Source organism: Occallatibacter gabretensis (assembly GCF_001449115.1).
In the GTDB taxonomy this organism is placed as follows: domain Bacteria; phylum Acidobacteriota; class Terriglobia; order Terriglobales; family Acidobacteriaceae; genus Telmatobacter; species Telmatobacter gabretensis.
The window spans coordinates 1,571,654-1,593,248 of the sequence record NZ_LAIJ01000009.1 but is presented as its reverse complement, the minus strand read 5'-3'; the positions used below and the strand labels follow the sequence as shown (position 1 = coordinate 1,593,248).

The 21,595-nt window shown below is 58.8% G+C and carries 21 protein-coding genes; 15 read left to right on the top strand and 6 right to left on the bottom strand.

Going from position 1 to position 21,595, the window contains the following annotated elements; all coding sequences use genetic code 11:
• Positions 1-84: 84 nt before the first annotated feature.
• A complete protein-coding gene (gene mnmG, locus VO84_RS12905; protein WP_058188023.1) occupies positions 85-2,058 on the top strand; it encodes a tRNA uridine-5-carboxymethylaminomethyl(34) synthesis enzyme MnmG in 1,974 nt (657 codons plus the stop codon).
• Here the strand turns inward: mnmG and VO84_RS12900 are convergent.
• Positions 2,055-2,615, bottom strand: coding sequence for a nuclear transport factor 2 family protein (locus VO84_RS12900; protein ID WP_058188022.1), 561 nt, complete (start codon positions 2,613-2,615; stop codon positions 2,055-2,057). The genes mnmG and VO84_RS12900 overlap by 4 nt on opposite strands.
• A gap of 173 nt (positions 2,616-2,788) precedes the next feature.
• On the opposite strand from VO84_RS12900, the gene VO84_RS12895 reads away from it, so the two are divergent.
• Positions 2,789-4,681, top strand: a complete 1,893-nt coding sequence (locus VO84_RS12895) for an Ig-like domain-containing protein (protein WP_082661948.1) — start codon at positions 2,789-2,791, stop codon at positions 4,679-4,681.
• A 95-nt stretch (positions 4,682-4,776) separates the two neighbouring features.
• The gene (locus VO84_RS12890) at positions 4,777-6,252 is read left to right on the top strand and encodes an RNB domain-containing ribonuclease (RefSeq protein ID WP_058188020.1); all 1,476 of its coding nucleotides are present in this window, start codon (positions 4,777-4,779) and stop codon (positions 6,250-6,252) included.
• 111 nt (positions 6,253-6,363) lie between these two features.
• Here VO84_RS12890 and VO84_RS12885 read toward each other — a convergent pair whose 3' ends face one another.
• Positions 6,364-6,720, bottom strand: coding sequence for a VOC family protein (locus VO84_RS12885; protein ID WP_058188019.1), 357 nt, complete (start codon positions 6,718-6,720; stop codon positions 6,364-6,366).
• A 537-nt stretch (positions 6,721-7,257) separates the two neighbouring features.
• On the opposite strand from VO84_RS12885, the gene VO84_RS12880 reads away from it, so the two are divergent.
• The 7 genes from VO84_RS12880 (at position 7,258) to VO84_RS12850 (ending at position 13,826) form a co-directional block, all read left to right on the top strand.
• A complete protein-coding gene (locus VO84_RS12880; protein WP_231737910.1) occupies positions 7,258-7,773 on the top strand; it encodes a helix-turn-helix domain-containing protein in 516 nt (171 codons plus the stop codon).
• A 172-nt stretch (positions 7,774-7,945) separates the two neighbouring features.
• A complete protein-coding gene (locus VO84_RS12875) occupies positions 7,946-8,530 on the top strand; it encodes an NfeD family protein (RefSeq protein WP_082661947.1) in 585 nt (194 codons plus the stop codon).
• 225 nt (positions 8,531-8,755) lie between these two features.
• The gene (locus tag VO84_RS12870; RefSeq protein ID WP_058188017.1) at positions 8,756-10,174 is read left to right on the top strand and encodes a flotillin family protein; all 1,419 of its coding nucleotides are present in this window, start codon (positions 8,756-8,758) and stop codon (positions 10,172-10,174) included.
• Positions 10,175-10,313: 139 nt separating this feature from the next.
• On the top strand, positions 10,314-10,724 hold the full coding sequence (locus tag VO84_RS12865; RefSeq protein WP_157439869.1) for a hypothetical protein: 411 nt from the start codon (positions 10,314-10,316) through the stop codon (positions 10,722-10,724).
• Between the two features lie 46 nt (positions 10,725-10,770).
• A complete protein-coding gene (locus VO84_RS12860; protein ID WP_058188015.1) occupies positions 10,771-11,436 on the top strand; it encodes a PspA/IM30 family protein in 666 nt (221 codons plus the stop codon).
• Between the two features lie 261 nt (positions 11,437-11,697).
• Positions 11,698-12,732: a carboxypeptidase-like regulatory domain-containing protein gene (locus VO84_RS12855; protein ID WP_082662075.1), complete on the top strand. Its 1,035-nt coding sequence runs from the start codon at positions 11,698-11,700 to the stop codon at positions 12,730-12,732.
• Between the two features lie 152 nt (positions 12,733-12,884).
• The gene (locus tag VO84_RS12850) at positions 12,885-13,826 is read left to right on the top strand and encodes a hypothetical protein (RefSeq protein ID WP_058188014.1); all 942 of its coding nucleotides are present in this window, start codon (positions 12,885-12,887) and stop codon (positions 13,824-13,826) included.
• A 161-nt stretch (positions 13,827-13,987) separates the two neighbouring features.
• Here the strand turns inward: VO84_RS12850 and VO84_RS12845 are convergent, their stop codons facing one another.
• Both VO84_RS12845 and rlmB read right to left on the bottom strand, forming a co-directional pair.
• Positions 13,988-15,913 (bottom strand): M1 aminopeptidase family protein, encoded by a 1,926-nt coding sequence (locus tag VO84_RS12845; RefSeq protein WP_058188013.1) that lies wholly within the window; start codon positions 15,911-15,913, stop codon positions 13,988-13,990.
• Positions 15,914-16,777: a 23S rRNA (guanosine(2251)-2'-O)-methyltransferase RlmB gene (gene rlmB / locus VO84_RS12840; RefSeq protein ID WP_331458412.1), complete on the bottom strand. Its 864-nt coding sequence runs from the start codon at positions 16,775-16,777 to the stop codon at positions 15,914-15,916.
• A 16-nt stretch (positions 16,778-16,793) separates the two neighbouring features.
• On the opposite strand from rlmB, the gene VO84_RS12835 reads away from it, so the two are divergent.
• From VO84_RS12835 to VO84_RS12820, 4 genes are all read left to right on the top strand, one after another.
• Complete coding sequence (locus VO84_RS12835; protein WP_058188012.1) at positions 16,794-17,489, top strand: YdeI/OmpD-associated family protein; 696 nt, start codon at positions 16,794-16,796, stop codon at positions 17,487-17,489.
• A gap of 62 nt (positions 17,490-17,551) precedes the next feature.
• Positions 17,552-18,205, top strand: coding sequence for an RNA polymerase sigma factor (locus VO84_RS12830; RefSeq protein WP_058188011.1), 654 nt, complete (start codon positions 17,552-17,554; stop codon positions 18,203-18,205).
• Complete coding sequence (locus VO84_RS12825; RefSeq protein ID WP_058188010.1) at positions 18,202-18,558, top strand: hypothetical protein; 357 nt, start codon at positions 18,202-18,204, stop codon at positions 18,556-18,558. The genes VO84_RS12830 and VO84_RS12825 overlap by 4 nt, the downstream gene beginning before the upstream one ends.
• 104 nt (positions 18,559-18,662) lie before the next feature.
• Positions 18,663-19,214, top strand: coding sequence for a fasciclin domain-containing protein (locus VO84_RS12820; RefSeq protein WP_058188009.1), 552 nt, complete (start codon positions 18,663-18,665; stop codon positions 19,212-19,214).
• 73 nt (positions 19,215-19,287) lie between these two features.
• On the opposite strand, the gene VO84_RS12815 is transcribed toward VO84_RS12820, so the two are convergent.
• Together VO84_RS12815 and VO84_RS22190 are read right to left on the bottom strand one after the other, a co-directional pair.
• Complete coding sequence (locus VO84_RS12815) at positions 19,288-19,593, bottom strand: FmdB family zinc ribbon protein (protein WP_058188008.1); 306 nt, start codon at positions 19,591-19,593, stop codon at positions 19,288-19,290.
• Positions 19,594-19,687: 94 nt separating this feature from the next.
• On the bottom strand, positions 19,688-20,266 hold the full coding sequence (locus VO84_RS22190) for a DUF2911 domain-containing protein (protein ID WP_197414016.1): 579 nt from the start codon (positions 20,264-20,266) through the stop codon (positions 19,688-19,690).
• A 163-nt stretch (positions 20,267-20,429) separates the two neighbouring features.
• Here VO84_RS22190 and prpB point away from each other — a divergent pair, with 163 nt between their 5' ends.
• Positions 20,430-21,338 carry a methylisocitrate lyase gene (gene prpB / locus VO84_RS12805; protein ID WP_058188006.1) on the top strand — a complete coding sequence of 303 codons (909 nt, stop codon included), beginning with the start codon at positions 20,430-20,432 and terminating at the stop codon, positions 21,336-21,338.
• The last annotated feature ends 257 nt before the right edge of the window (positions 21,339-21,595 follow it).

Sequence of the window (21,595 nt, the reverse complement as noted above, 5' to 3'; positions counted from 1 at the left end):
AGAGATGGAGATCGTGACTATTGCTCATGTTGGCGGCTGAGTATGCCGCTCATGAAAATGTAATCGCCGCTAGAATAAAAGTGAATGGTTTTTACGGAGCGTTACGACATTGCCGTAGTGGGCGCGGGTCACGCTGGTTGCGAGGCGGCGATGGCGGCTGCCCGGATGGGGCTGAAAACGGCGCTGATTACGATGAACCTCGACCTCATTGCGCAGATGAGCTGCAATCCGGCCATCGGCGGCATAGCGAAGGGGCACCTGGTGCGCGAGGTGGACGCCCTGGGCGGCATTATGGGCGAGGTCGCTGACGCCGTCGGCATCCAGTTCCGGCTGCTGAATACATCGCGCGGGCCTGCGGTCTGGAGTCCGAGGGCTCAGTGCGATAAGGCGCTGTACCGCGTGAAGATGCGTGAGGTGCTGGAGGGCCAGGCGGGGCTGCATATCCGGCAGGCTGAAGTCGTCGATCTGGTGCTGGAAGAGGGACAAGGGACGAGGGACGAGGGACACCGCCGCGTGCTGGGGTTGAAGCTGCGGGATGGAAGGCAGCTTTTGGCTGGGGCGACGATTATCACGACCGGGACGTTCCTGAATGGGCTGATTCACTGCGGCGAGGAGCGCTATCCGGCGGGGCGTTCCGGTGAACCAGCGTCCGTGTTGCTGGGTGAGGCATTGCGGCGGCTTGGGTTGCGAACGACGCGGCTGAAGACCGGAACGCCTCCGCGGTTGGATGGGCGGACGATCAAGTGGGAGATGTTTGAGGAACAGCCGGGGGATGCTGAGCCGACGCCCTTCAGCTTCCGTACAAAGAAGATTGTGCAGCCGCAGGTGAGCTGCCATATTGCCTTCACCACGCCGGAGACACTGCGGGTGATTCGCGAGAACGTACATCGCTCCGCGATGTATTCAGGCCAGATCGAGGGTGTTGGGCCGCGGTATTGCCCATCGATCGAAGACAAGGTCGTCAAGTTTCCGGACAAGACACAGCACCAGTTCTTCCTTGAGCCCGAGGGCCTCAACACGCATGAGGTGTACGTCAATGGCATGTCCACTTCCCTGCCGATGGAGGTGCAGTGGCAGATCGTGCGGTCGATTCCTGGACTGGATGAGGCGGAGATGCTGCGGCCTGGCTATGCCATCGAATACGACAGCGTGGACGCAACGGAGCTGGACCGTGCCCTGTGTGTGAAAAGCATGGAGGGCCTTTACCTGGCCGGCCAGATCAATGGAACGAGTGGGTATGAAGAGGCTGCGTGCCAGGGGCTAATGGCGGGCATCAATGCAGCGCTTCGGGTGAAGGGCGAGCCGCCTTTCACTATGGACCGGACGGAGGGTTATACCGGCATCCTGATCGACGACCTGATTTCGAAGGGAACCAACGAGCCGTATCGAATGTTCACTTCAAGGGCGGAATTTCGACTGCATCTGCGAATCGACAACGCGGACCGGCGTCTGACACCGTATGGGCGCAAGCTGGGCTTGATTGGCGATGCGGCGTGGGCGGAGTTTGAGCAGAAGCAGGCCCGGATGACGGCACTGGAAAAGCTGCTGACGGCGAAGAAGGCAGATGAAGCGGGACTGCGCGCGGCGGGGCTTGAGGGTTTGACCTCTGTGGCGGGGCAGACCTGGGCACAATTATTGAAGCGTCCTGAGGTGAAAATTGAGCCGGTGCTGCTTGCTGTGCAGTGGACTGGCCGTCCAGGCAGTGGCGCCTTCGGCGCGGAATTGCCGGAGCAGGATCCAGTCGAGCGCGCGGTCTTCCGCAATGAGGCGCGGGCTGTTGAGACGGAGATCAAGTTTGCCGGGTATCTGGACCAGCAACGCAAGTCGATCGAGAAGCTCAAGGCGGCGGAGGGCGTGCAGATTCCCGCGTGGCTGGAGTACCGCATTATCAGCGGCCTCTCACGGGAGATGCAGGAAAAGCTGGAGCGTGTACGGCCTGGCACCATTGGGCAGGCCAGCAGGATTCCGGGTGTGACGCCCGCGGCGCTGAGCCTGGTGCACGTGTCGATTAGGGTGCAGGGAGCTCGGCGACCTAAAGAGGCCAGCCTTCCCGGCTAGTTCTTGCTGAAGATGGGAATGTGGAAGGGCAGCTCCGCGTCTGTTTTCTTCTTGGTTTTGGTTGGCGGCCCATCTTCCCGTAGCACTGTGCGCTGGGCGTTGATGCAGAGCCAGCTGTTGTGTACGCGCTGGAAGACGTGGGTAAAGATGCCTTTTTCGTCCACGGGTCCGGTTGCGCCCTTGTGATGCAGCGTGTAAGTACCGTTCACCACGGCCACATCGCCGAGCGTGCGAACGGTGATGGCATGCTGGTCAAGGTGCATCGTTTTGTCTTCAGCGTTGATGATCTGCGCCAGTTGCTGGTTGCGAGTGGTTACGTCGCCACTGGCGGCAATATCGACGTATAGGGGCGAGAGCACCAGTTCCAAACCATACTGATCGCGGCTGTTGATGGAGGCAGACCACGAGTCTTCGACCTTCTGGAACTCGATCAGCTCCGGACCAGCGGCGGATGCGACGCCGACTATCTGCGGGGTTGCCGGCGCGGCCGGAGATTGGGCAAATACGGCAGAGCACGAAAGCGGAACAAGAGCAAAGAGGGCAAGACGACGAATCATTGTTGGAAAAAGCTCCCTTCTAATGATAACTGTTTGACGATGAAGTTCGCATTGTGGGCAGCCACGCTACAATCAGTGCCAGCTAGCACTGATCCACGAAAGTGATAAGCATCAAAGGGCTTTTCACCCGACAATAGAACCTGTTGCAACCGTCAGGCGCACCAGAGCAGAGAATGGCACTGAGAAAGAGCTTGGGATGGATGGCTGCATTGCTTGCCTTCGCCTGGATGGCGGCGACGAGCAGCAGCTTTGCCCAAAATCCTGACGCTAACGGCACGGGCGACACTACTGTTTCGCTTACCTTTAGCCCCACGGTAGCCAACGATACGTACAATCCTTCCGCAAAGGTCACCTTCACGTGCGTGGTGATCTCGAACACCGGCGGAGCCACGCCGACTGGGAGCGTCACATTTACCAATGCGACAACCGGCGCGCAGCTTACGGGCAGTCCGGTGCAGCTGGACGGCACGGGAACTTCGATTCTGGCCGTAACCTCCGGACTAGCGGTTGGCGGCAACAATGTGATCGCGAGCTATTCCGGCGATTCCAGTTACGCCGCGAAGGATTCGCAGCAGGTTGTGGTGACGATGGAAAAGAGCTCCACATCGCTTACCGTGACGCCAGCGACGACGACTCCCGTTGGAGGCGCAAGCCTTGCGGTTTCTGTGCCTGTCACGGTTGGTACGCCACCGATTGGCGAGGACAATCCAACAGGCGCGGTTACGCTGAATGTGGACGGCAAGGCAACGGGGACAGCAGCACTTGCAACCGCGGGCAGTGTTACCGCAGCATCGTTCAGTATTACGGCTCCTGCCGCAGGCTCACACGCTCTGCAGGCGGTGTACAACGGCGATGACAATTACGTGTCTTCGACCTCGCCTGCTGTGACCATTACCGTTTCAAAATTTGCCTCAACCACAACGCTGACTGCTGCTCCGACCACACTGCAGGTGGGTATTCCGGTAGCTCTGACGGCTGTTGTCAATGCTGCCGCTGGTGTCTCGACATCGATTGCGCCGACTGGAACCGTCAGTTTCTATGACGGAGCGACGCTGCTGGGAACGCAGCAGGTGAGTTCTTACAGCGCTACGCTGTCGAACCTCATGCTCGACACCACCAAATCGCACCTGGTCACGGCGGTTTACTCCGGCGATACGAATTATGCGGGCAGCACCTCAAATGCTGTGAGCCTGACGGCTGCGCTGCTGCCGGATACGGTGACGCTCACAGCGGCGCCGACGGTTGCCGGTCCGGGGCAGGCTATCAACTTTACAGCTACGGTGACGCCGACTACCGCGCCGCCTGCGACGTACGAACAAAATCCCACCGGCAAAGTCACCTTCTACAACGGCACTACAGTGATTGGCACCGGCACGCTGATGATTGCGCTTGGGAACAGCTCGACGGCTACTTTCACCATTGCGACGCTGCCTGCGGGACAGGACACGATCACGGCTGTTTATGTGGGAGATTCGTATTTTGCGCCGGGAACATCGAGTGCTGTGACGGTGACGGTACAGGATTTCACGATCGCTCCGGTGACGCCTCCGGCGAGCCTGACGATTCCCAAAGGAGATTCGGGGCAAGCGGCCTTTATTGTTGCGGGACTGGCGGGCTACACCAGCCAGATCCAGGTGACGTGCAATGTGCTGCCGCAGGACGATATGACGTGTACGCCGAATCCGGTGCAGGTGACGCCTACGGGGACGGTCACCTTCACGGTGCAGACGTATAAAACTGGCGGGCCATCGAGCAGCTCGGCACACCGCGGCAATGGTCCGATGTGGCTGCGCGCGGGCGGCGGGATGGCTCTGGCGCTGGTTGTATTGCTTGCGCCAGTGGGACGCAGGGCGCGACGGTTGCGGCGATTTGGGGCGCTGGTTCTACTGCTGGCTGGACTGTGCGGTGCCGGCGTGGGGTGCAACAGTACTAATAAAGGTTCGAACGGTGCGGGAACTCCGCTTGGCACGACAACGGTGACTTTGACGGCTACGGCTTATATAGATAACGCGGTGGTGAGCCACAGCGTGTACCTGACGGTCAACGTGATTCCGTCGACGGATTAAAGACAGCGATCAGAGATCAGGGGTCAGGGATCAGGAAAATCCATGAGCCATGGTGTGAAGTGATAGGCTGCGAGTTGCGAACCGGAGTTGAATAGATGAGTTCAGGTCAGCCTGTGCACTTTAATCTTGTGGCCGCGGCGCATGCGGCAATGCTGGAACATGGATTTCAGCCGGATTTCCCGCAAGGAACGGACAAGGAGCTGGCGGCGATTCTCTCTGATGATCGCCTGCCCGAAGGACCGAAGGACCTTCGTTCGCTGCTGTGGTCGTCAATCGACAATGACACCTCCAAGGATCTGGATCAGATTGAGTGGGCGGAGAAGCTGGCCGATGAAGGTCCGGACGGGCGGATTCGTGTGCTGGTTGGCGTTGCGGATGTGGATGCGCGGGTGCATCTCGGTTCCGTGATCGACAAGCATGCGCAGAGTGAGACGACTTCGGTGTATACCGGCGTGAAGGTGTTTCCGATGCTGCCGGCGGAGCTTTCGGAGGGTGCGACGTCGCTCAATGAGAATGAGGATCGCGCGGCGATTGTGATTGAGTATTGCGTCGACGCCAGCGGCGCGGCTAGCGACGGTAAGGCTTATCGGGCGCTGGTGCGGAACCGGGCGCAACTTGCTTACCCGAGTGTTGGCGCGTGGCTTGAGGGTACCGGGCAGGCTCCAGCGAAGGTGGCTGCGAATGCGGATTTGGCCGCTCAGCTGAAGCTGCAGGATGAGGCGGCGCGGCGGATGGTGGGTGCGCGGTTTCAGCATGGGGCGCTGGACCTTGAATCGATGGAGACGCGGCCGGTGATGCAGGGAGACCAGCCGACCGATATTGCGCGGCAGGAGAAGAACCGCGCGACAAGCCTGATTGAAGAGTTCATGGTGGCGGCCAACGGCGTGATGGCGCGGCACTTTGAGGATGCGAAGGTGGCATCGATTCGGCGCGTGGTGCGGGTGCCGAAGCGGTGGGACAGAATTGTGCAGCTTGCCGAAGGGCTGGGAACGACGCTGCCCGCGGAGCCGGATTCGAAGGCGCTGAATGAGTTTTTGCTGGAGAGAAAAAAGGCTGATCCGGAGCGGTTTCCGGACCTCTCGCTTTCCGTGGTGAAGCTGATGGGGCCGGGCGAGTACGTGCTGGTGCGGCCCGGAGTTGAAGCGCCGGGACACTTTGGCCTGGCGGTGCAGGACTATACGCATTCGACGGCGCCGAACCGGCGGTTTCCCGACATGGTGGCGCAGCGGATTCTTAAGGCTCTGGTTGGCGGTGAGGCGAAGCCTTACTCCGAAGAGCAGCTCGGTGCGATTGCGACTCGGTGCACGGAGATGGAAGACGCGGCGCGGCACGTGGAGCGCGATATGCAGAAACGCATTGCGGCGGTGGTGCTACATCCGCGGATCGGGCAGATCTTTGACGGCATTATCACCGGCGTAAACCAGCATGGAACCTTTGTGCGGGCGCTTGATCCGCACGTGGAAGGCATGCTGATACATGGGGCCAAAGGCCTGGATGTGGGCGACCGCGTGAAGGTGAAGCTGGTTGGGACGAATCCGGCACGCGGGTTTATTGATTTTGCAGCAGCGTGAAAGCAGCTTTTAGCCCTTCTGTGGGAGAGCGAGCTTTTAAGGTATCCCACCCATCGAGCAAAAGCGCTCGATGAATGGGGCACCCGGCACCCGACTGAATTGCAGAAAATACTACATGCCTGGTGGCGTAAAGGGCTCGCAGATGCCGACCATGTTGCCGGCGGGGTCGTTGAACATGCCGATGACGGGGCCGTTGGGAACCTGCATGGGGCCCATGAGCTTTTTGCCGCCGAGGGACTCGATTTTCTCAAGGTGAGCGGCGACGCTGGGGACTTCGACGTAAAAGCTGACGTAGTGGTCGACATTGGGCGAGGTGCCGATGCCACCGGCGGGGCCTGAGCCGGGGAAGATCATGGAGTATTCATCCATGACAGGCTGGAGCTGCCAGTCAAAGGCTGCCTTGTAGAAGGTTTCGAGGGCGGGTTTGTCTTTGCCCATGATTTCAAAGTGAACAACCGGGTTAGGCATGGTTTTCGTGCTCCTTCTGAATCCAGGGAAATAACAGCAGCGATCAATTTACTCCGCGCCATGCGAGTGAGGCGAATGAAAATCCGGCGAAGGGTCAGACGGCCTTTCCGGGGCCCAGGCCTGATGCCCCTGGGCGATGCTTTGGAATGTCCCCCCGTAGCATCGGTACAGAAATACAGAAATACAGAATTTATACAGAAAAATCAGTATTTTCATTTAAATTGCGTATAAATCATTTTTATTGATAGACTTACAGGAAAAAATAGGCTGCGAATTTGCGGCCAAAATGCGGCGAAAATACACATTTACTGCATCTTTTTTGCGATGTTTGCGGCTGGAAAAAGAAGGCTCGGTCCTGATGGACCGGGCCTTCTTTTTCTGCTGCTTATGAGTCTGCCACAAAGGGCCATAATCTTATGCAAAGTTTTCCACAGGCTTTGAAAAATATTTGCATCGTACCTCTTGACGTTTATTGCAATTCGCAATAGAGTTATTACGGATTGCGATAGGCCGTTTCGTAAGACTCCTAATCGCGGGATGGTTTTAAGAAACGTTATGACGCTCGGCGACAAAATTCGATACCTGCGCGAGGTGGAAGGCAGTTTGAGAGGCCTGGACCGCGCAATGAGCCAGATGGAGCTGGCAAGGGCCATTGAGGCCGAGACCGGCTCCAAGATCAGCCAGAGCTACCTTTCCCAGATTGAAAGCGGAGCGCGGCCCCATCTGACCAATACCAGCCGACAGACTCTTTCCACATTTTTCAAGGTGCATCCGGGCTACCTGGTGGATGATCCCGAGGGTTATTCGACGGAGCTTGAGAGCCCACTGCGGGATGTGGAGGACAAGCTGGATCTGTGGCTGGTGGGTGGCGCGGAACGGTTCCGGAGAGATCCGGATTTGCGGTGCGCGCTGCTGACGCTGGCAAAGCATGAGAATACGCGGGAGTGTTTGATGCTGCTGGAGGCGGTGATTGAGACGCCGGGGTTGGTGGATAGGCTTTCTGAGGTGCTCAGAAAGCCGGGGAATAAAGGGACTGAGGGAGTAAGGGGCTAAGAACGAGGTACGGCGAGGGTTCGTGCTATCCCACCCATGCGCGAAAAACTGCGCATGGATGGGGCACCCCTTGCCGTGGTGGAACGGAAAGAAAGACAAAAGCGGGTCCTTCCCTCCGCCTGAAAAACGGCTACGGTCAGGATGACGACCTTTTGAATAGTCGGGAGTGGTTATGAACTGGGAAATGTTTTACCTGATTTGTTTTGTGGCTGGGTTGATGCTGAGCGTGGTGGCGCTGCTGGGCGGGATGGGGCATCTGCATTTTGGTGGGCATGTGCACGTGCATATTCCGCACAGCGTGGCGGGAGCAGCGCACGGAGTTTCGAGCGCGGCGCAGATGAAGGTTCCGTGGTGGAACGGCTTCAGCGCAATGATTTTTCTCTGCTGGTTTGGCGCTTCGGGATATTTGCTGACGAAGTATGGGGGATTTGTGGCCGGGGTGGTGCTGGCGCTGGCGGCGGTGTGCGGCGTAGCAGGAGGAGCGATTGTCTTTGTCTTTCTGACACGCGTGCTGCTGCCGCATGAGCGCGAGTTGACTGCCGATGAGACCGCGGTTGTTGGAGCGGTGGGAAAGGTTTCCGCTGTGATTCAGACGGGCGGAACGGGGGAGATTATTTACCAGCAAATGGGAGCGCTGCGCTCGGCACCGGCGCGCTCCGAGGATGGACTACCGATTCCAAAACAGGAAGAGGTCTTTGTGGTGCGGTATGAAAAAGGCATTGCGTATGTTCGCCGCTGGGACGAGAGCGTGCGCTAGCCGCAACCGAAATTGAGGACTGCAATGAGCAACACCGCGGTAATTTTCGCTGACATGGGCGTTCTGGTGGTGATTTTTCTGGCCGGACTGCTTGCTAAGCTCTATCCGCGTAAACGCAACGGCGCCAGACAGTAACTCAGGAGGCCTGATTACTGTGGTTGTACCTGGCATGTGACGTGAACCTTTAACAAAGTCGTTTTCCTGGTTGAAGGGACTGGGAATGCAATGATGAACCAAATTGTGTTGATTTCTGGACTGTCAGTCCTGGCATTGATTCTTCTTATCGGAATTCTGGCGCGGATGTATCGCAAGGCCGGCCCGAATGAGGCTCTGATTGTGTATGGCTTTCGCGGACCGCGCGTGATCAAGGGACATGGCACGGTGATCTTTCCGATGGTGGAGAACTGCCGGGAACTGAGCCTTGAGCTGATGAGCTTTGATGTGGCTCCGCAGCAGGACCTTTATACAAAGCAAGGCGTGGCTGTGACGGTGGAAGCTGTTGCGCAGATCAAGGTGCGGAGCGATCAGTCTTCGATTCTTACTGCCGCAGAACAGTTCTTGTCGAAGGCTCCGCAGCAGCGCGAGGGATTGATTCGCCTGGTGATGGAGGGGCATCTGCGCGGGATTATTGGTCAGTTGACCGTTGAGCAGATTGTGAAAGAGCCGGAGATGGTGGGCGATCGGATGCGCGGGACGTGCGCGGACGACATGAGCAAGATGGGGCTGGAGGTGATTTCGTTCACGATCAAGGAGGTTCGCGACAAGAACGAGTACATCTCGAATATGGGCCGGCCGGATATTGCTCGGATTAAGCGCGATGCGGAGATGGCGACCGCCGAAGCTGAGCGCGATACCGCCATTCTGCGGGCCACGGCGACACGCGAAGCCGCGGTAGCCAAGGCGCAGGCTGACCAGGACCGCGTGATTGCGGAGACGGCTTCACAGACACGGCAGGCTGAGGCGCAGCGCGACCTGGATATCAAGAAGGCCGAGTACACGGAGCAGAGCCGCAGGCAGGAGGCGCAGGCGGATAAGGCTTATGAGATTCAGACGAACATTATGCAGCAGCAGGTGACGGCTGAACAGGTGAAGGTGCAGCAGGTGGAGAAGGAGGGCCAGATCAAGGTGCAGGAAGCGGAAATTGCGCGCCATGAGAAGGAACTGATTGCCACGGTGCTGAAGGAAGCCGAGATCAGCCGTCAGCGGATTGAGACGATGGCTGCCGCGGAGAAGAATCGTTTGACCGCCGAAGCAGAAGGCCGCGCCGCTGCGATTCGCACGCAGGGCGAGGCTGAGGCTTCGATCATCTTTCAGAAGGGCGAGGCCGAAGCGAAGGCAATGACGGTGAAGGCTGAGGCTTACCAGGGATGGAACCAGGCGGCTGTTGTGGACAAGCTATTGACCAACATGGCCGATGTGGTTCGCGCAATGGCGGAGCCGCTGAGCAAGGTGGACAAGATCACGATTGTGTCCACTGGAAACGACGGAGATGCCGGCGTGCACAAGATCACCGGAGACATGACGAAGATTGCGGCGCAGGTTCCGGCACTGTTTGAGGCGCTGAGCGGGATGGACATCAAGCAGTTGATGTCGAACGTGAAGGCGATGAAGGACAAGCCTGCGAATGGTGAGACGAAGAGCTAACTATTGGCTATCAGCAGTCAGCTTTCAGCTCTCAATGTATGGAGCTGGAAGCTGAGGCTGAATCGACAGAGTTCAGAACGAATGTTGCGTAGGCAACATGGATGGGATCGACGAGGACATTATGGTTACTGGAAACGAAATGGGAAAGAGTTTAGCGCGTGGTTTTTGGGTAGTTGCGATTGGCGGCTTGATGGTGCTGGGGCTGGTGCTTTGGGGTGGCCCGGTGTACGGCCGCTACCAGACGCGCGCGAATGAGGCCAACAAGATCCAGGTGAACGAGCTGCTGATTCAGCAAACGGAGCAGCTTGTGCAGGTGGAGCGGCAGAAGGCTCAGATCCGCATTGTGGACGCAGAAGGCATTGCGAAATCCCAGCAGATTATCAATGCGACGCTGACGGACCGGTATCTGCAGCATGAGGCGATTCAGGCTCAAGAACAGATGGCGAACAGCCCGAATCACACAACGATTTACATTCCGAGCGGCAACAACGGGATTCCGCTGGTGAAGACAGTGGATGAGCCGGTGCAGCCTCAGGAGAAGAGCAAGTAGCAAGAGGAACGAGTAACAGGACGAGCGAGTAGCCGAGGAGGTTTTTATGTCGTTACTTGAAAGAGTGGGAACGTTGTTGCGCGCCAATCTCAATGAGCTTGTCGACAAAGCGGAGGATCCGGAGAAGCTGCTGAAGCAGATTGTTCTGGACATGGAGAACCAGCTGATGCAGCTGAAGACGCAGGTGGCGATTGCGATTGCGGATCAGCATCTGCTGGAAAAGAAGCGCGGCGAGCAGGAGCGCGAGACCGCGGACTGGCGGCGGAAGGCGGAGCTTGCCGTGGGCAAAGGGCAGGATGACATGGCGAGGGCGGCCCTGGAGCGCTCGCTGAGCCATGAAGCGCTGGAGAAGGGGTTTGCGATGCAGGTGGTGGAGCAGCGGCAGGAGGCGGACCATTTGCGGCAGGCGCTGTGCAAGCTGGAGCAGAAGCTGAGCGAGACCCGGGCGCGGGCGGAGATGCTGGTGGCCGAACACAGGCGGGCAAAGGCTGTGGGACGTGCCGCAGAGGCGCGGCGGGTGGCGGGTGTCGACAAGGCTCACGCCGTGGAGCGGATGCAGAGCAAGGTGCATGCGCGCTCGGCTGAGAGCGAGGCGGCGAGCGAGGTGCTGGAGCAGGAATCACTGGAAGAGCGGTTCCGGGCGCTGGAGAGCGAAGACCGGGTGGAGTTGCTGCTAAAGGAGATAAAGGAGCGACAGACAGCTGTAGGTTAAAACGACGAAAAAAATGGAGCGGCAAGGGCGGAGAAACGTCTAATCAGGAGGTTACGCCTGAGTAGGATCTTCGCCCTTTTTGCATATGCGAAAAGGAGATGAGGTGCGTAAAGCCTTTAAGGTGTGTGTCTTTCTTCTTACAAGCCATTCCTGACTGGCAATCTTTGATTTGGTGGAATGATGTACTGGAATCGTACTTTCTTAAGAACCTGGACTGCCGCAGCCTTTTTTGTCTTTTTTATTCTGAGTTTTGAGGCGGCGATGTCAGCGCAGCAGGTGGATTCTGCTCCGCCTGCCACGGCTCCCGTTGAGGTGCAGCAACCGGCAGCGCCGCAACAGACGGGGCAGGCACAGGCGACGCCGGCGGCTCCAGATGCGCAGCCCGGGCATATCACAGGCACGGTTGTGGATACATACGGCGACGTGGTGGTGGGCGCCACGGTGGTGCTGGATGATGGCACGATTACGGATCAGCGCTCGGTTGACAGTGACGATAACGGATTCTTTCAGTTTGCCGGGGTAAGGCCGGGAGTGTCTTACCATGTGACGATTCGTGGCAAGGACTTTGCGGACTGGAAATCCCAGGAGATGGTTGTCAAGCCGGGCGAGTTTGCCACGGTGACGGGAATCCAATTGAAGCTGTCAGAAGCTTCTACTTCCGTGACGGTATACGGCGACAATCTGCAGATTGCGACCGAACAGATACAGGTGGCAGAGAAGCAGCGCGTTCTGGGGTTTATTCCGAATTTCTACGTGGTGTATGACGCACAGAATGCTGTGCCGCTGCCGGCCAAGTTGAAGTTCAAACTGGCTTTCAGGGTGGCTGTAGACCCGGTGAGCTTTGCAGCCGCGGCGTTCCTGGGTACTGTAGATCAGGCTTCGGATTCGCCGAATTATCCGCAGGGCTGGGGGGGATTTGGAGAGCGGGTTGGAGCCAGATACGCGGATGGGTTTACGGATATCATGTTTGGCGGAGCAATTCTACCGGCGCTACTGCACCAGGATCCGCGCTACTACTACCAGGGGACGGGAACGACGAGCTCGCGGCTGAAGCATGCGCTGGCTTACCCGTTTATCTGCAAAGGGGATAACGGGAAACTGCAGCCGAATTATTCGACGATTGGCGGAGATTTGATTTCGGCCGGGTTGTCGAATCTGTACTATCCGCCGTCGAACCGCGGTGTCGGCCTGGTTTTCACGAATCTTGCGATTGGCACAGCTGAGCGGGGACTGAGCACGGTGCTGCAGGAGTTTGTGCTGCGGCGGCTGACGCCGGGCTCAAGGAAAACGAACTAACGGCTAAAACAATCTTTTTATAACTTGTGGGTTAACCTCAAGAGACGGGTGATTCGTTCCGGAGAGGCTGGCCTGTTCTTCCGTCGGCTGCCGGGACTCCCTACTCCCGCCGCACACTGGAGACGGTCCCGGTCCGGCTTTTCTGGTGATGAATGCAGTATTTCCTTCGGGCGATATGTTTCGGCGCGGTGATTCTGTCTGCGGCTGGCGTTATTGCGCAGAGTCCTCCGCATGTTCAGGAGAACGCCCCCGCCACTGAGCTGCCGGATGCGCCTCAGCCACAGATGGCGGAGCTGGAACTGTTCCAGCAGCAGCAACCTGCGCCTAGCAATAATGGAAGTCAATCGAGTTCTCAGGCCGGGTCTCAATCGGGTTCAGGGTCTCAACAGCCGGGACAGCAACCTGCGGACCAGAGCCAGTACGATAAGGCGCAGCAGCAGCTCAAGAAGCAGGAGTCACAGCGCGCTTTCGGAATCATTCCGTCCTTCAACACCTCGTTTACTCAAGATGTGGTCCCGTTAACCAAGGGACAGAAGATGAAGCTCGCGTTTCGCGGGTCGATCGATCCGTTTACCTTTGCGCAGCAGGCGTTGATTGGCGGCTACCGGGAGTTGGGGGATAACTACTACGGATACGGTTGGGGTGTGCAGGGGTATTTCAAGCGTGCCGGCTCAGCGTATGCGGATTCGTTCCTGGGAAACATGATCGGCAATGGTTTTTTGCCTGGTATATGGCACCAGGAGCCGCGTTACTTCCGGCTGGGACATGGAAATGTCGTCCATCGCGCATTCTATGCGGCGATCTCCGCGGTGCGATGCAAGCATGACGGCACAGACCGGTGGGAGCCGAATTATTCGAACGTGATCGGCAACATTATTGCGGGCGGAATCTCTAACCTCTACTATCCGCGGGAGCAGAAGGGCTTGGAGCACACCTTTGGCGACGGACTTGTAAATACAGCAACGGGTATTATCGGCTCGGAGTTCCAGGAGTTTGCCTGGGATATTGCGAAGAGGTTCCAGAAGAAGACCGCGCAGCAGATCGATGAGGGGCAGCAGGCGAATCAGCAGAAGAAGCAGGATCAGCAGCAGTAGCTTGCTCTCTTCAGGGGCAAAGCCCACGAATTTTTCAGCGAAGGTTTGCGGTATCCCACCCATCGAGCAAAAGCGCTCGATGAATGGGCACCCGGCGTTACAGGTATGTAAGAGTTAAAGCCCGTACCCTTTCAATCCCATACAAGTGAGATTCAGACGCGTCAGGGCTTTGCGGAGTCGGATGTGCTTGCAGGGCCGACTTTGGTTACGTGCACGGTGGCATTGGTCTCCGGAACGGAGCCGTCGTTAACGCGCACTTCGACGGGACGCCCATGGATGGGAATGCGTGCGATGGTTTTACCGTGCGCGGGGATCTGCACGCGCTGCGTGATGGAGATGGTGTCTGTGCGAACGATGACGGGGACGTCCACGCCGGCATAGCCTGAGTTGGACAGGTGGACGGCGGTGAGCCAGTTATCGCCTTGCTGCGGGCTGGTGAAGAGGCTTTCGATGGAAAGATCGGGAAGGCCGCGGTCGGCATCGACCCAATCGGCAAAGAACCAGTGCAGATCTGACTTGGCGGATTTTTGGAGCGCTGCTTCAAAATCGGCGGCGGACTGAGGGCCGGTGCGCAGAGCGGCGGAGAGCGCATCGTCTCCTGCGATGTCGCGGAGCATCCAGAAGACATAGGCCGCCTTGGTGCGGTAGTAGGCCGGCGTGGAAGCGGAACTGAGCGGTTGGCCGGGGCTTTGGCCGGGGCTTTCGGGCTCGGCGAGCGCAAGGGCTGAGCGGCCGCCTTCCAGCATTTCGAGGGCCCTGGCGCGGCCATACTGCTGCTCGGTCCACAGGGTGCCCACGAAATAAGGGATGCCTTCCGAGAGCCATGCTTGTTGGGGCGGGGCCTGCGGCGATTGGAGCCATACATGCGTGAGCGCGTGAGCGAGCGTGAATTTGAGCTGCTCCGGGTCAGCGTCTTTGATGGCTGTGACGAGCAGCGGGCCGGTCTCGTAGGGTGCGTCGTTGGGATCGGGCAGGTCGAGCACGGTGAGCTGCGTGCGCGGCTTGTCGCCAAGCCACTGCTGAAGGAATGCCGTCACGGGCGTCTCGGCCAGTGTCCATGAGGAGGCCCAGGCGTCATCTTCAGCGCGGGTGAATGCGGTGAGGTTTGCGCCGGGGTGCAGCGTGCGGATGGCGACGAAGAGGCTGGGAGCTTCAAAGCCGAGCGGTGCGGCCTGCGATTCTGCCGTGGCTACGCCGGAGACTTCGATGCCTGAAGTTTCTGTGTCTGTGACAGCGAGCGGGACAGGATGGCCATTGATGAGCGCGATAGTGGGCGCCTGGCCATGGGGAAACTCGGCTGTGAGGCGAAGATGGAAGCGCGCGGGGGCCATGCGGGACTTCTGATCGCCGATCTCATCGAAGAGGCGCGAGCCATCGCCGAGGATGACGGGCGGCGCGGAGATCGGATACCAGGCGACATTGCCGAAGCCGCGCAGGCCGGTGAATTCGGTGTCGATGCGGTCCCAGTCAGAGTGCAGAGCGGCGTCTTCCGGAGCGCCGACAGAGATGAGGCGCTGGGCGGAAGGCTCAATTATGCCGGAGTAGGTGACATCGAGCGCGATGGTTGCGCCGGGAGCGAGCGGGGAGCTGAGCGCGATGGCCGCCTCATGGAGTTGGCCGGTGTGGTCGGAATCGGAGTTGAGCGTGGCGACCTCGAAGGCAGCATCTTTATCCGCTACGCGGATGCGCTCCCAGTTCAGCGTGGAGGAGATTTCGAGCGGAATGCGGGCTAGGGGCGTTTTGCCGTCATTGCGGGCGGTGAGCTGGGCGCGTGCGGCGATCTGGTGTTCGGCGGGGCGCAGATGGACATCGAGATCGTAGGCGGTGAAGGTAACGGCTTGGCGTTCCTCGTCCGTAGAGACGGGAGCTTTGGCGAGCTTTGTTTCCGGCGAGGCTTCCGTAGTAGTTTGGCCGTTTTCGTCGGTGGAGCGGGAGAAGATGACTTTGCCGCTGGGGGCTGGCTGAGCGGGCTGCTGCGAAGCGGGCTGTGATGGTGATGCGGGAGGTTGTGGGGCTTGCGGCGGGTTTTGCGCTGCGCTGACTGCGAGCACGAGAAGACACTGCGCCGCTGCTGGGAAAAACTTCATTTACGAACCGAGACCCTTCTGTTTCTTTTGAGGCTTGGACGATGCGGAGGCCGGTGCGGAAGCAGCGCGGAGTTTTGCGCGGCGCTGACGGGAGGCTTCATAGAGCACGACGGCGCCTGCGGCGGAGACGTTGAGCGAGCTGACGCCGCCTGCCATGGGGATGCTGAGAATGTGGTCGCAGGTGCGCTTGACGAGATCGTGCAGGCCTGCGCCTTCGCGGCCCAGAACGAGGACGCAATCGCCTGTGAAGTCGAACTGGTCGTAATCGGATTCGCCGCGTTCGTCGAGACCAATGATCCAGAGATTCTGCTCTTTGAGCTCTTCAAGAGCGCGGACAAGGTTGACGACGCGGGCGATGCGGAGGTGTTCGGCCGCGCCGGCGCTGGCTTTTACGGCAACGGGGCTGATTGGCGCGGAGCGACGCTCGGTGAGCACGACGCCATCGACGCCTGCGCCATCCGCGACGCGAAGCAGAGCGCCGAGGTTCTGTGGATCTTCGACACCGTCAAGCGCGAGGACGAGACGAGGCTGGCCGGGTTGTTGCGGCTCAAATAAGTCTTCGATCGATAGGAATTCAGCGGCGCGGACCAGGGCGACCACGCCCTGATGGCCAGCGGTGCCGGCGACCTGGGTAAGCTGCTCGCGCGACTCCTGACGGACGCGGACGCCAGCCTGACGGCAGGCAGCGACGAGGCGTTCCAGTCGTACGTCCTGACGCTCGCGGGCGACGATGACGTGGTCAAAACGGCGGCGACCGGCCTTTAAGGCCTCTTCAACGGAATGGACGCCGTAGAGAATCTCCATGTATCCAGTGTAAAAGGCTATTTTGCGGAGCAGATTGTCTTTCGCGCGTTGGAATTGCATACTGCTTTTACTTGCGATGGCTGCTCCAAAAGCAAAGAACTTCCGCGCCCGGCTGGAACTGGTCAGGGACTACATGAACTGGACCGTGGTGCGCGTGCCGTTTGACGCAGCGAATACGTGGCCGGAGATGAAACGGCGACGAGTGAAAGGCACGCTGAATGGTGTCGGCTTTCGCACCTCGCTGCTGACGATTGCCAAGGGTGACGGCGACTGCATTGTGGTTTACAAGAAGATGCAGCGCGAGGCCTGCGTGAAGCCTGGGGACGAGGTAAAGGTGACCCTGGAGCCGGATTTTGAGCAACGGCAGGTGATTCTGCCGGATGAGTTTGCGCGGATTCTCAAGGGCGAGCGGGAGCTGCGAAAGTGGTTCGAAAAATCGCTGAGCCAGTCGGACAGGAGCTGGATTGGGCATTTTATCGGGCAGGCGAAATCGGCGGAAACACGCGAGCGGCGGGCAGAGCAGATGGCGGAGCGGCTGATGCTGACGATGGAGGGTGAAGTGGAGACGCCGCCGATTCTAAAGATGGCCTTTCAGAGGCATCCGCTGGCGGAACAGGGTTGGAAGGCAATGACGATTGTGCAGCGCAGGCGGCAACTGCTGGGGATCTTCTATTACCGGACGCCGGAGAGCCGGGAAAAGCGCCTGCAACAGATGATTGAGGAGGCCCTGGCCGTGGCTGAGCGGGCGCGGAGAAGGCACAAGAGTACGTAAAGTTTTGTAAAGTACGGAATAATATACATCTCCAGCGATTAACCTGTCGTCTATACACACAGATGCGAGCCATTGCCACAGTTCAGTCAGTGTTTACCCGCAGCGCAGCCACAGCTGAGCAGGAGGCTGTACGACAGGAAAATCTGGCGATTGCCGGCGGGTTGAAGCGCCGCGAGGTAGGGCTGCTGGATGAGCTGATTGTGCGGTACCAGCATCGGCTGCTGCGCTACCTGGTGTACCTGACCGGAAACCGCGAGTTGGCCGAAGACCTGTTCCAGGAAGTATGGATGCGGGTGCTGCTGCGCGGCGATCAGTTCAATGGCAAGTCGCGCTTTGATACGTGGCTCTTTACGATTGCGCGCAACCTGGTGATTGATTTCCGGCGCAAGCGCACGTTATCCAGCCTGGATGAGCTTTTTGAAGGCTCGGGGGACGATGACCGGCCGATGAGCTTTGAGTTGACGGACGGGCAGCCTACGCCCTTTGACCGCATGGCGACGAGCGAGGACCGCGAACGGGTTTCGCAGGCGCTTCTGCAGGTGGATATGCTCTACCGCGAGGTTCTGGTGTTACGCTTCCATGAAGAGCTTTCACTACAGGAAATTGCCGCGATCACGCGGGCGCCGCTTTCGACGGTTAAGAGCCGTCTGTACCGGGGCCTGGCGGCAATTCGACCGGAGCTGGAAGACCATAACTTCAGCGAGGCAGCGGGATGAACCAGATAGCGAAGGGGCCGGAGTCCGAGCAGGGACTGGCCGCTTCGATCTCTGCAAACATGTCAGCCGAGCGCGACCGCGAGGTAGCGCACAAAACCCGGCGGGTGGTGCTGGCCTCTGCCGGTGTGCTGAATGATCAGAGAGCGGGCCGGAAGCGCGTGCGCTCATTAGCGCTGGCGGCTACTCTGATTGTGCTGCTGGTGGTGGGGCCGCTGTTGTGGTGGGCGGCCGAGACGTTGATTTCCGGTGAGCACATGGGCGACCTGACAAGCGAATTCAGCCTGTGGGTGTGCATTCTGTGCCCGGCGCTACTGGCGGCGGCGCTGATCGCGGGCTGGCTCAGGAAGCGATAACCTCCGCAGCGAAGCTCCTAATACAATCCGCATTCTTTTAAATCCGATTTCCCTTCTCGCGCGATATACAAGCAGACCGAGTTTTGCTCGGGAAAGGAAATTCCATGCAATCCCGTTATCGTAGTGTTCTAGCAGGGCTCATTCTGGCCGTATCGACCGCAGCATTCTGTCAGCAGGACCCAATGGTTGGCGGCGCGGCCATGTACGCCAACAAAAACATCGTTGAAAACGCAATGAATTCACAGGACCATACGACTCTTGTGACCGCGGTGAAGGCTGCCGGTCTTGTGGACACGCTGCAAGGTCCAGGGCCCTTCACAGTCTTTGCGCCGACCAATGAAGCCTTTGCCAAGCTGCCTGCGGGCACCGTGGACAATCTGCTCAAGCCGGAAAACAAGGACATGCTGACGAAGGTCCTGACCTATCACGTGGTTGCGGGCAGGGTCACGGCGGATGATCTCAAGAAGATGATTCAAGACGGCCACGGCAAGGCGGAGCTGAAAACCGTGAGCGGAGGAATGCTCTGGGCCATGATCCACGACGGCCATGTGGTTCTGAAGGATGAGAAGGGCGGAATGGCGGTTGTAACGATCCCCAACGTTTACCAGTCGAATGGCATTATCCACGTGGTGGATGCGGTACTGCTGCCGAACTGAGTCTATAGCGCAGAGCTTACCCACCCACGCTACCCCTCCCGCACAACTCGCGTGAGGGGTAGCTTATTTTGTTTCACTCCGACTTGGACGGAGCCGCGGATGGCGCGGGAGTGCTGGGGGATTCTGTCTTTGCGGGGGAATCGCCGGCTGGCTTAGCGGCGTTGTCCGGAGCGGTTTTAGCAGCGCTACCGACTGCGGGCTTGGGCGCGTAGTCGTTGATGTACCAGCCTGCGCCCTTGAACTGGAGGGCGGGCGCGGTTAACGGGCGCTCCAGCGGGCCACCGCATTGGGGACAGATGGTCTCCGGCTCGGCGTTGAACTTCTGAATTTTTTCATACTGGTAACCGCACTGGGTGCAGCGATAGGCATACAAAGGCAACTTGGTGCTCCGGAGAAGGGAAAATCTTCTGTATCTATTTTACGGGCAGGGCGGAAACTTGCGTAAATTTCCGCCCTTGTTCCCAGCGATACGTTTAGTGCGTGTCGACATCGACGGTGGCGGTGTGGTTCTCCCAGCTCAGCGTGATGGCGCCCATGCCGTTGCCCTTGTCGGTGATTTCCCACTTCAGGTTTTCGACCATGGAGGACGGTGCGGACATGGTGAATTTGGTTTTGCCCAGGTCATCGGCGGGGTCGTAGGACAAGCCCCACTGGCCGGTCTTCTTGCTGATGATGAGCGTCCAGTTGTTCTGGTCAGAGATGTCAGCGAAGAGCGTGTAGGCGCCTGACGGCACGGTGATGTCACCTATCTTTACTTTGCCGTCAACGATGAGGGTGGTGGCAGAGTTGGCTCCGGTGCGCCAGATGGGATATTGCGAGCCGCCGGCGGTCTTGATGAGGCCATCCGCAGTGAAGATCTTGCCTGCGCGGCCTTTGACGCCTGGCGAAGAGTAGGCAATCCAGAAAGACTTGTTGCCGATGACACTTACAGCTGCGGCTGGCGGGCTGGCTGGAGCTTTGGGCTTGGCGGCCATCATAGCTTGCCCAGAGGCGGGCATGGCGGCGGCGAAGATGCCGCAACAGAGGGTGAGACAACAGAGAAGACGTTTCATGGATTTCTTGCTCCTTGGTTGAAGGTTGAGGACTGGCCGTGCAGGCGAATACGCCTCGGCGCCGCAATTCTGATGTGACCCTCCCTGTAGCCGGGAAGTGCATATGTTAAGCGCGAGCGAATATCCTGCTATGATGACGCCCAGACACGATATAAGGCGAGCAATGTCCGACTCGAATTCTACACTCACTCCCGGCGCGCGATTTCGCGCTGCTGTGAAAGAAGAAAAACCGCTGCAGGTGGCTGGAGCCATCAATGCTTACACGGCGAAGCTGGCGGAGGCTGCGGGCTTTCGCGCGCTGTATCTCTCGGGTGGAGGCGTGGCGGCGAATTCGCTGGGGATTCCGGACCTGGGCATCAGCACGATGGAGGATGTGCTGACCGACGTGCGGCGGATTACGGATGCGAGCGCGCTGCCGCTGCTGGTGGATATCGATACGGGCTGGGGCGGGGCGTTCAACATTGCGCGGACGATCCGGCAGATGATCAAAGCGGGCGCGGCTGCTGTGCATATGGAAGACCAGGTGGGACAGAAGCGCTGCGGACACCGGCCGGGCAAGGAGATTGTGCCTGCGGAAGAGATGGTGGATCGCGTCAAGTCTGCTGTCGATGCGAAGACGGATTCGCAGTTTGTGATTATGGCGCGGACGGATGCGCTGGCGAGTGAGGGCTTGGCTGCGGCGATTGCGCGGGCGCAGGCGTATGTGGCTGCGGGTGCGGATATGATTTTTGCCGAGGCGGTTACGGAGCTGGGGCAGTATACGGAGTTTCGCAAGGCTGTGGGCGTGCCGGTGCTGGCGAATATTACGGAGTTTGGGCAGACGCCGCTGTGGACGCGTGAGGAGTTGGGCGCGGCTGGTGTGGATATTGTTCTCTATTGCTGCGGGGCGTATCGGGCGATGAATGCCGCGGCGCTGAAGGTGTATGAGACGATTCGCGCGGAGGGCACGCAGAAGAACGTGGTGGAGACGATGCAGTCGAGGGCGGATCTTTATAAATATCTTGGGTATCACGCGTATGAGCAGAAGCTGGATGAGTTGTTTGCGAAGGGGAAGAGACCCGAAGTAGGATGAGCCAGCCTGATTCCAGCGAGACAGACCATCGTTTCTTGAGTTACGGACGGATATATTCCATTGCTGGGATCTGGGGAATATTGTTTGGGTGCTTGACGTTTGCTGCGGGTCCGATTTCGGCGCTTTCCGAGAATGCTGTGGTTGCAACCGCTCAGACAGGCTTAACAATTCTTCTCATTCCAGGGCTTTATGTAGCGGCGGTTACTGGCTCATTAGTTCCCGGTGCACTCATCAATGCATTCCTCCATTTCATTCTT

Bases quoted from the DNA above. Each gene is read 5' to 3' on its own strand.
- mnmG (WP_058188023.1), top strand. From the start codon at position 85: ATGGTTTTTACGGAGCGTTACGACATTGCCGTAGTGGGCGCGGGTCAC.
- VO84_RS12900 (WP_058188022.1), bottom strand. From the start codon at position 2,615: ATGATTCGTCGTCTTGCCCTCTTTGCTCTTGTTCCGCTTTCGTGCTCT.
- VO84_RS12895 (WP_082661948.1), top strand. From the start codon at position 2,789: ATGGCACTGAGAAAGAGCTTGGGATGGATGGCTGCATTGCTTGCCTTC.
- VO84_RS12890 (WP_058188020.1), top strand. From the start codon at position 4,777: ATGAGTTCAGGTCAGCCTGTGCACTTTAATCTTGTGGCCGCGGCGCAT.
- VO84_RS12885 (WP_058188019.1), bottom strand. From the start codon at position 6,720: ATGCCTAACCCGGTTGTTCACTTTGAAATCATGGGCAAAGACAAACCC.
- VO84_RS12880 (WP_231737910.1), top strand. From the start codon at position 7,258: ATGGTTTTAAGAAACGTTATGACGCTCGGCGACAAAATTCGATACCTG.
- VO84_RS12875 (WP_082661947.1), top strand. From the start codon at position 7,946: ATGAACTGGGAAATGTTTTACCTGATTTGTTTTGTGGCTGGGTTGATG.
- VO84_RS12870 (WP_058188017.1), top strand. From the start codon at position 8,756: ATGATGAACCAAATTGTGTTGATTTCTGGACTGTCAGTCCTGGCATTG.
- VO84_RS12865 (WP_157439869.1), top strand. From the start codon at position 10,314: ATGGGAAAGAGTTTAGCGCGTGGTTTTTGGGTAGTTGCGATTGGCGGC.
- VO84_RS12860 (WP_058188015.1), top strand. From the start codon at position 10,771: ATGTCGTTACTTGAAAGAGTGGGAACGTTGTTGCGCGCCAATCTCAAT.
- VO84_RS12855 (WP_082662075.1), top strand. From the start codon at position 11,698: ATGTCAGCGCAGCAGGTGGATTCTGCTCCGCCTGCCACGGCTCCCGTT.
- VO84_RS12850 (WP_058188014.1), top strand. From the start codon at position 12,885: ATGCAGTATTTCCTTCGGGCGATATGTTTCGGCGCGGTGATTCTGTCT.
- VO84_RS12845 (WP_058188013.1), bottom strand. From the start codon at position 15,913: ATGAAGTTTTTCCCAGCAGCGGCGCAGTGTCTTCTCGTGCTCGCAGTC.
- rlmB (WP_331458412.1), bottom strand. From the start codon at position 16,777: ATGCAATTCCAACGCGCGAAAGACAATCTGCTCCGCAAAATAGCCTTT.
- VO84_RS12835 (WP_058188012.1), top strand. From the start codon at position 16,794: ATGGCTGCTCCAAAAGCAAAGAACTTCCGCGCCCGGCTGGAACTGGTC.
- VO84_RS12830 (WP_058188011.1), top strand. From the start codon at position 17,552: ATGCGAGCCATTGCCACAGTTCAGTCAGTGTTTACCCGCAGCGCAGCC.
- VO84_RS12825 (WP_058188010.1), top strand. From the start codon at position 18,202: ATGAACCAGATAGCGAAGGGGCCGGAGTCCGAGCAGGGACTGGCCGCT.
- VO84_RS12820 (WP_058188009.1), top strand. From the start codon at position 18,663: ATGCAATCCCGTTATCGTAGTGTTCTAGCAGGGCTCATTCTGGCCGTA.
- VO84_RS22190 (WP_197414016.1), bottom strand. From the start codon at position 20,266: ATGAAACGTCTTCTCTGTTGTCTCACCCTCTGTTGCGGCATCTTCGCC.
- prpB (WP_058188006.1), top strand. From the start codon at position 20,430: ATGTCCGACTCGAATTCTACACTCACTCCCGGCGCGCGATTTCGCGCT.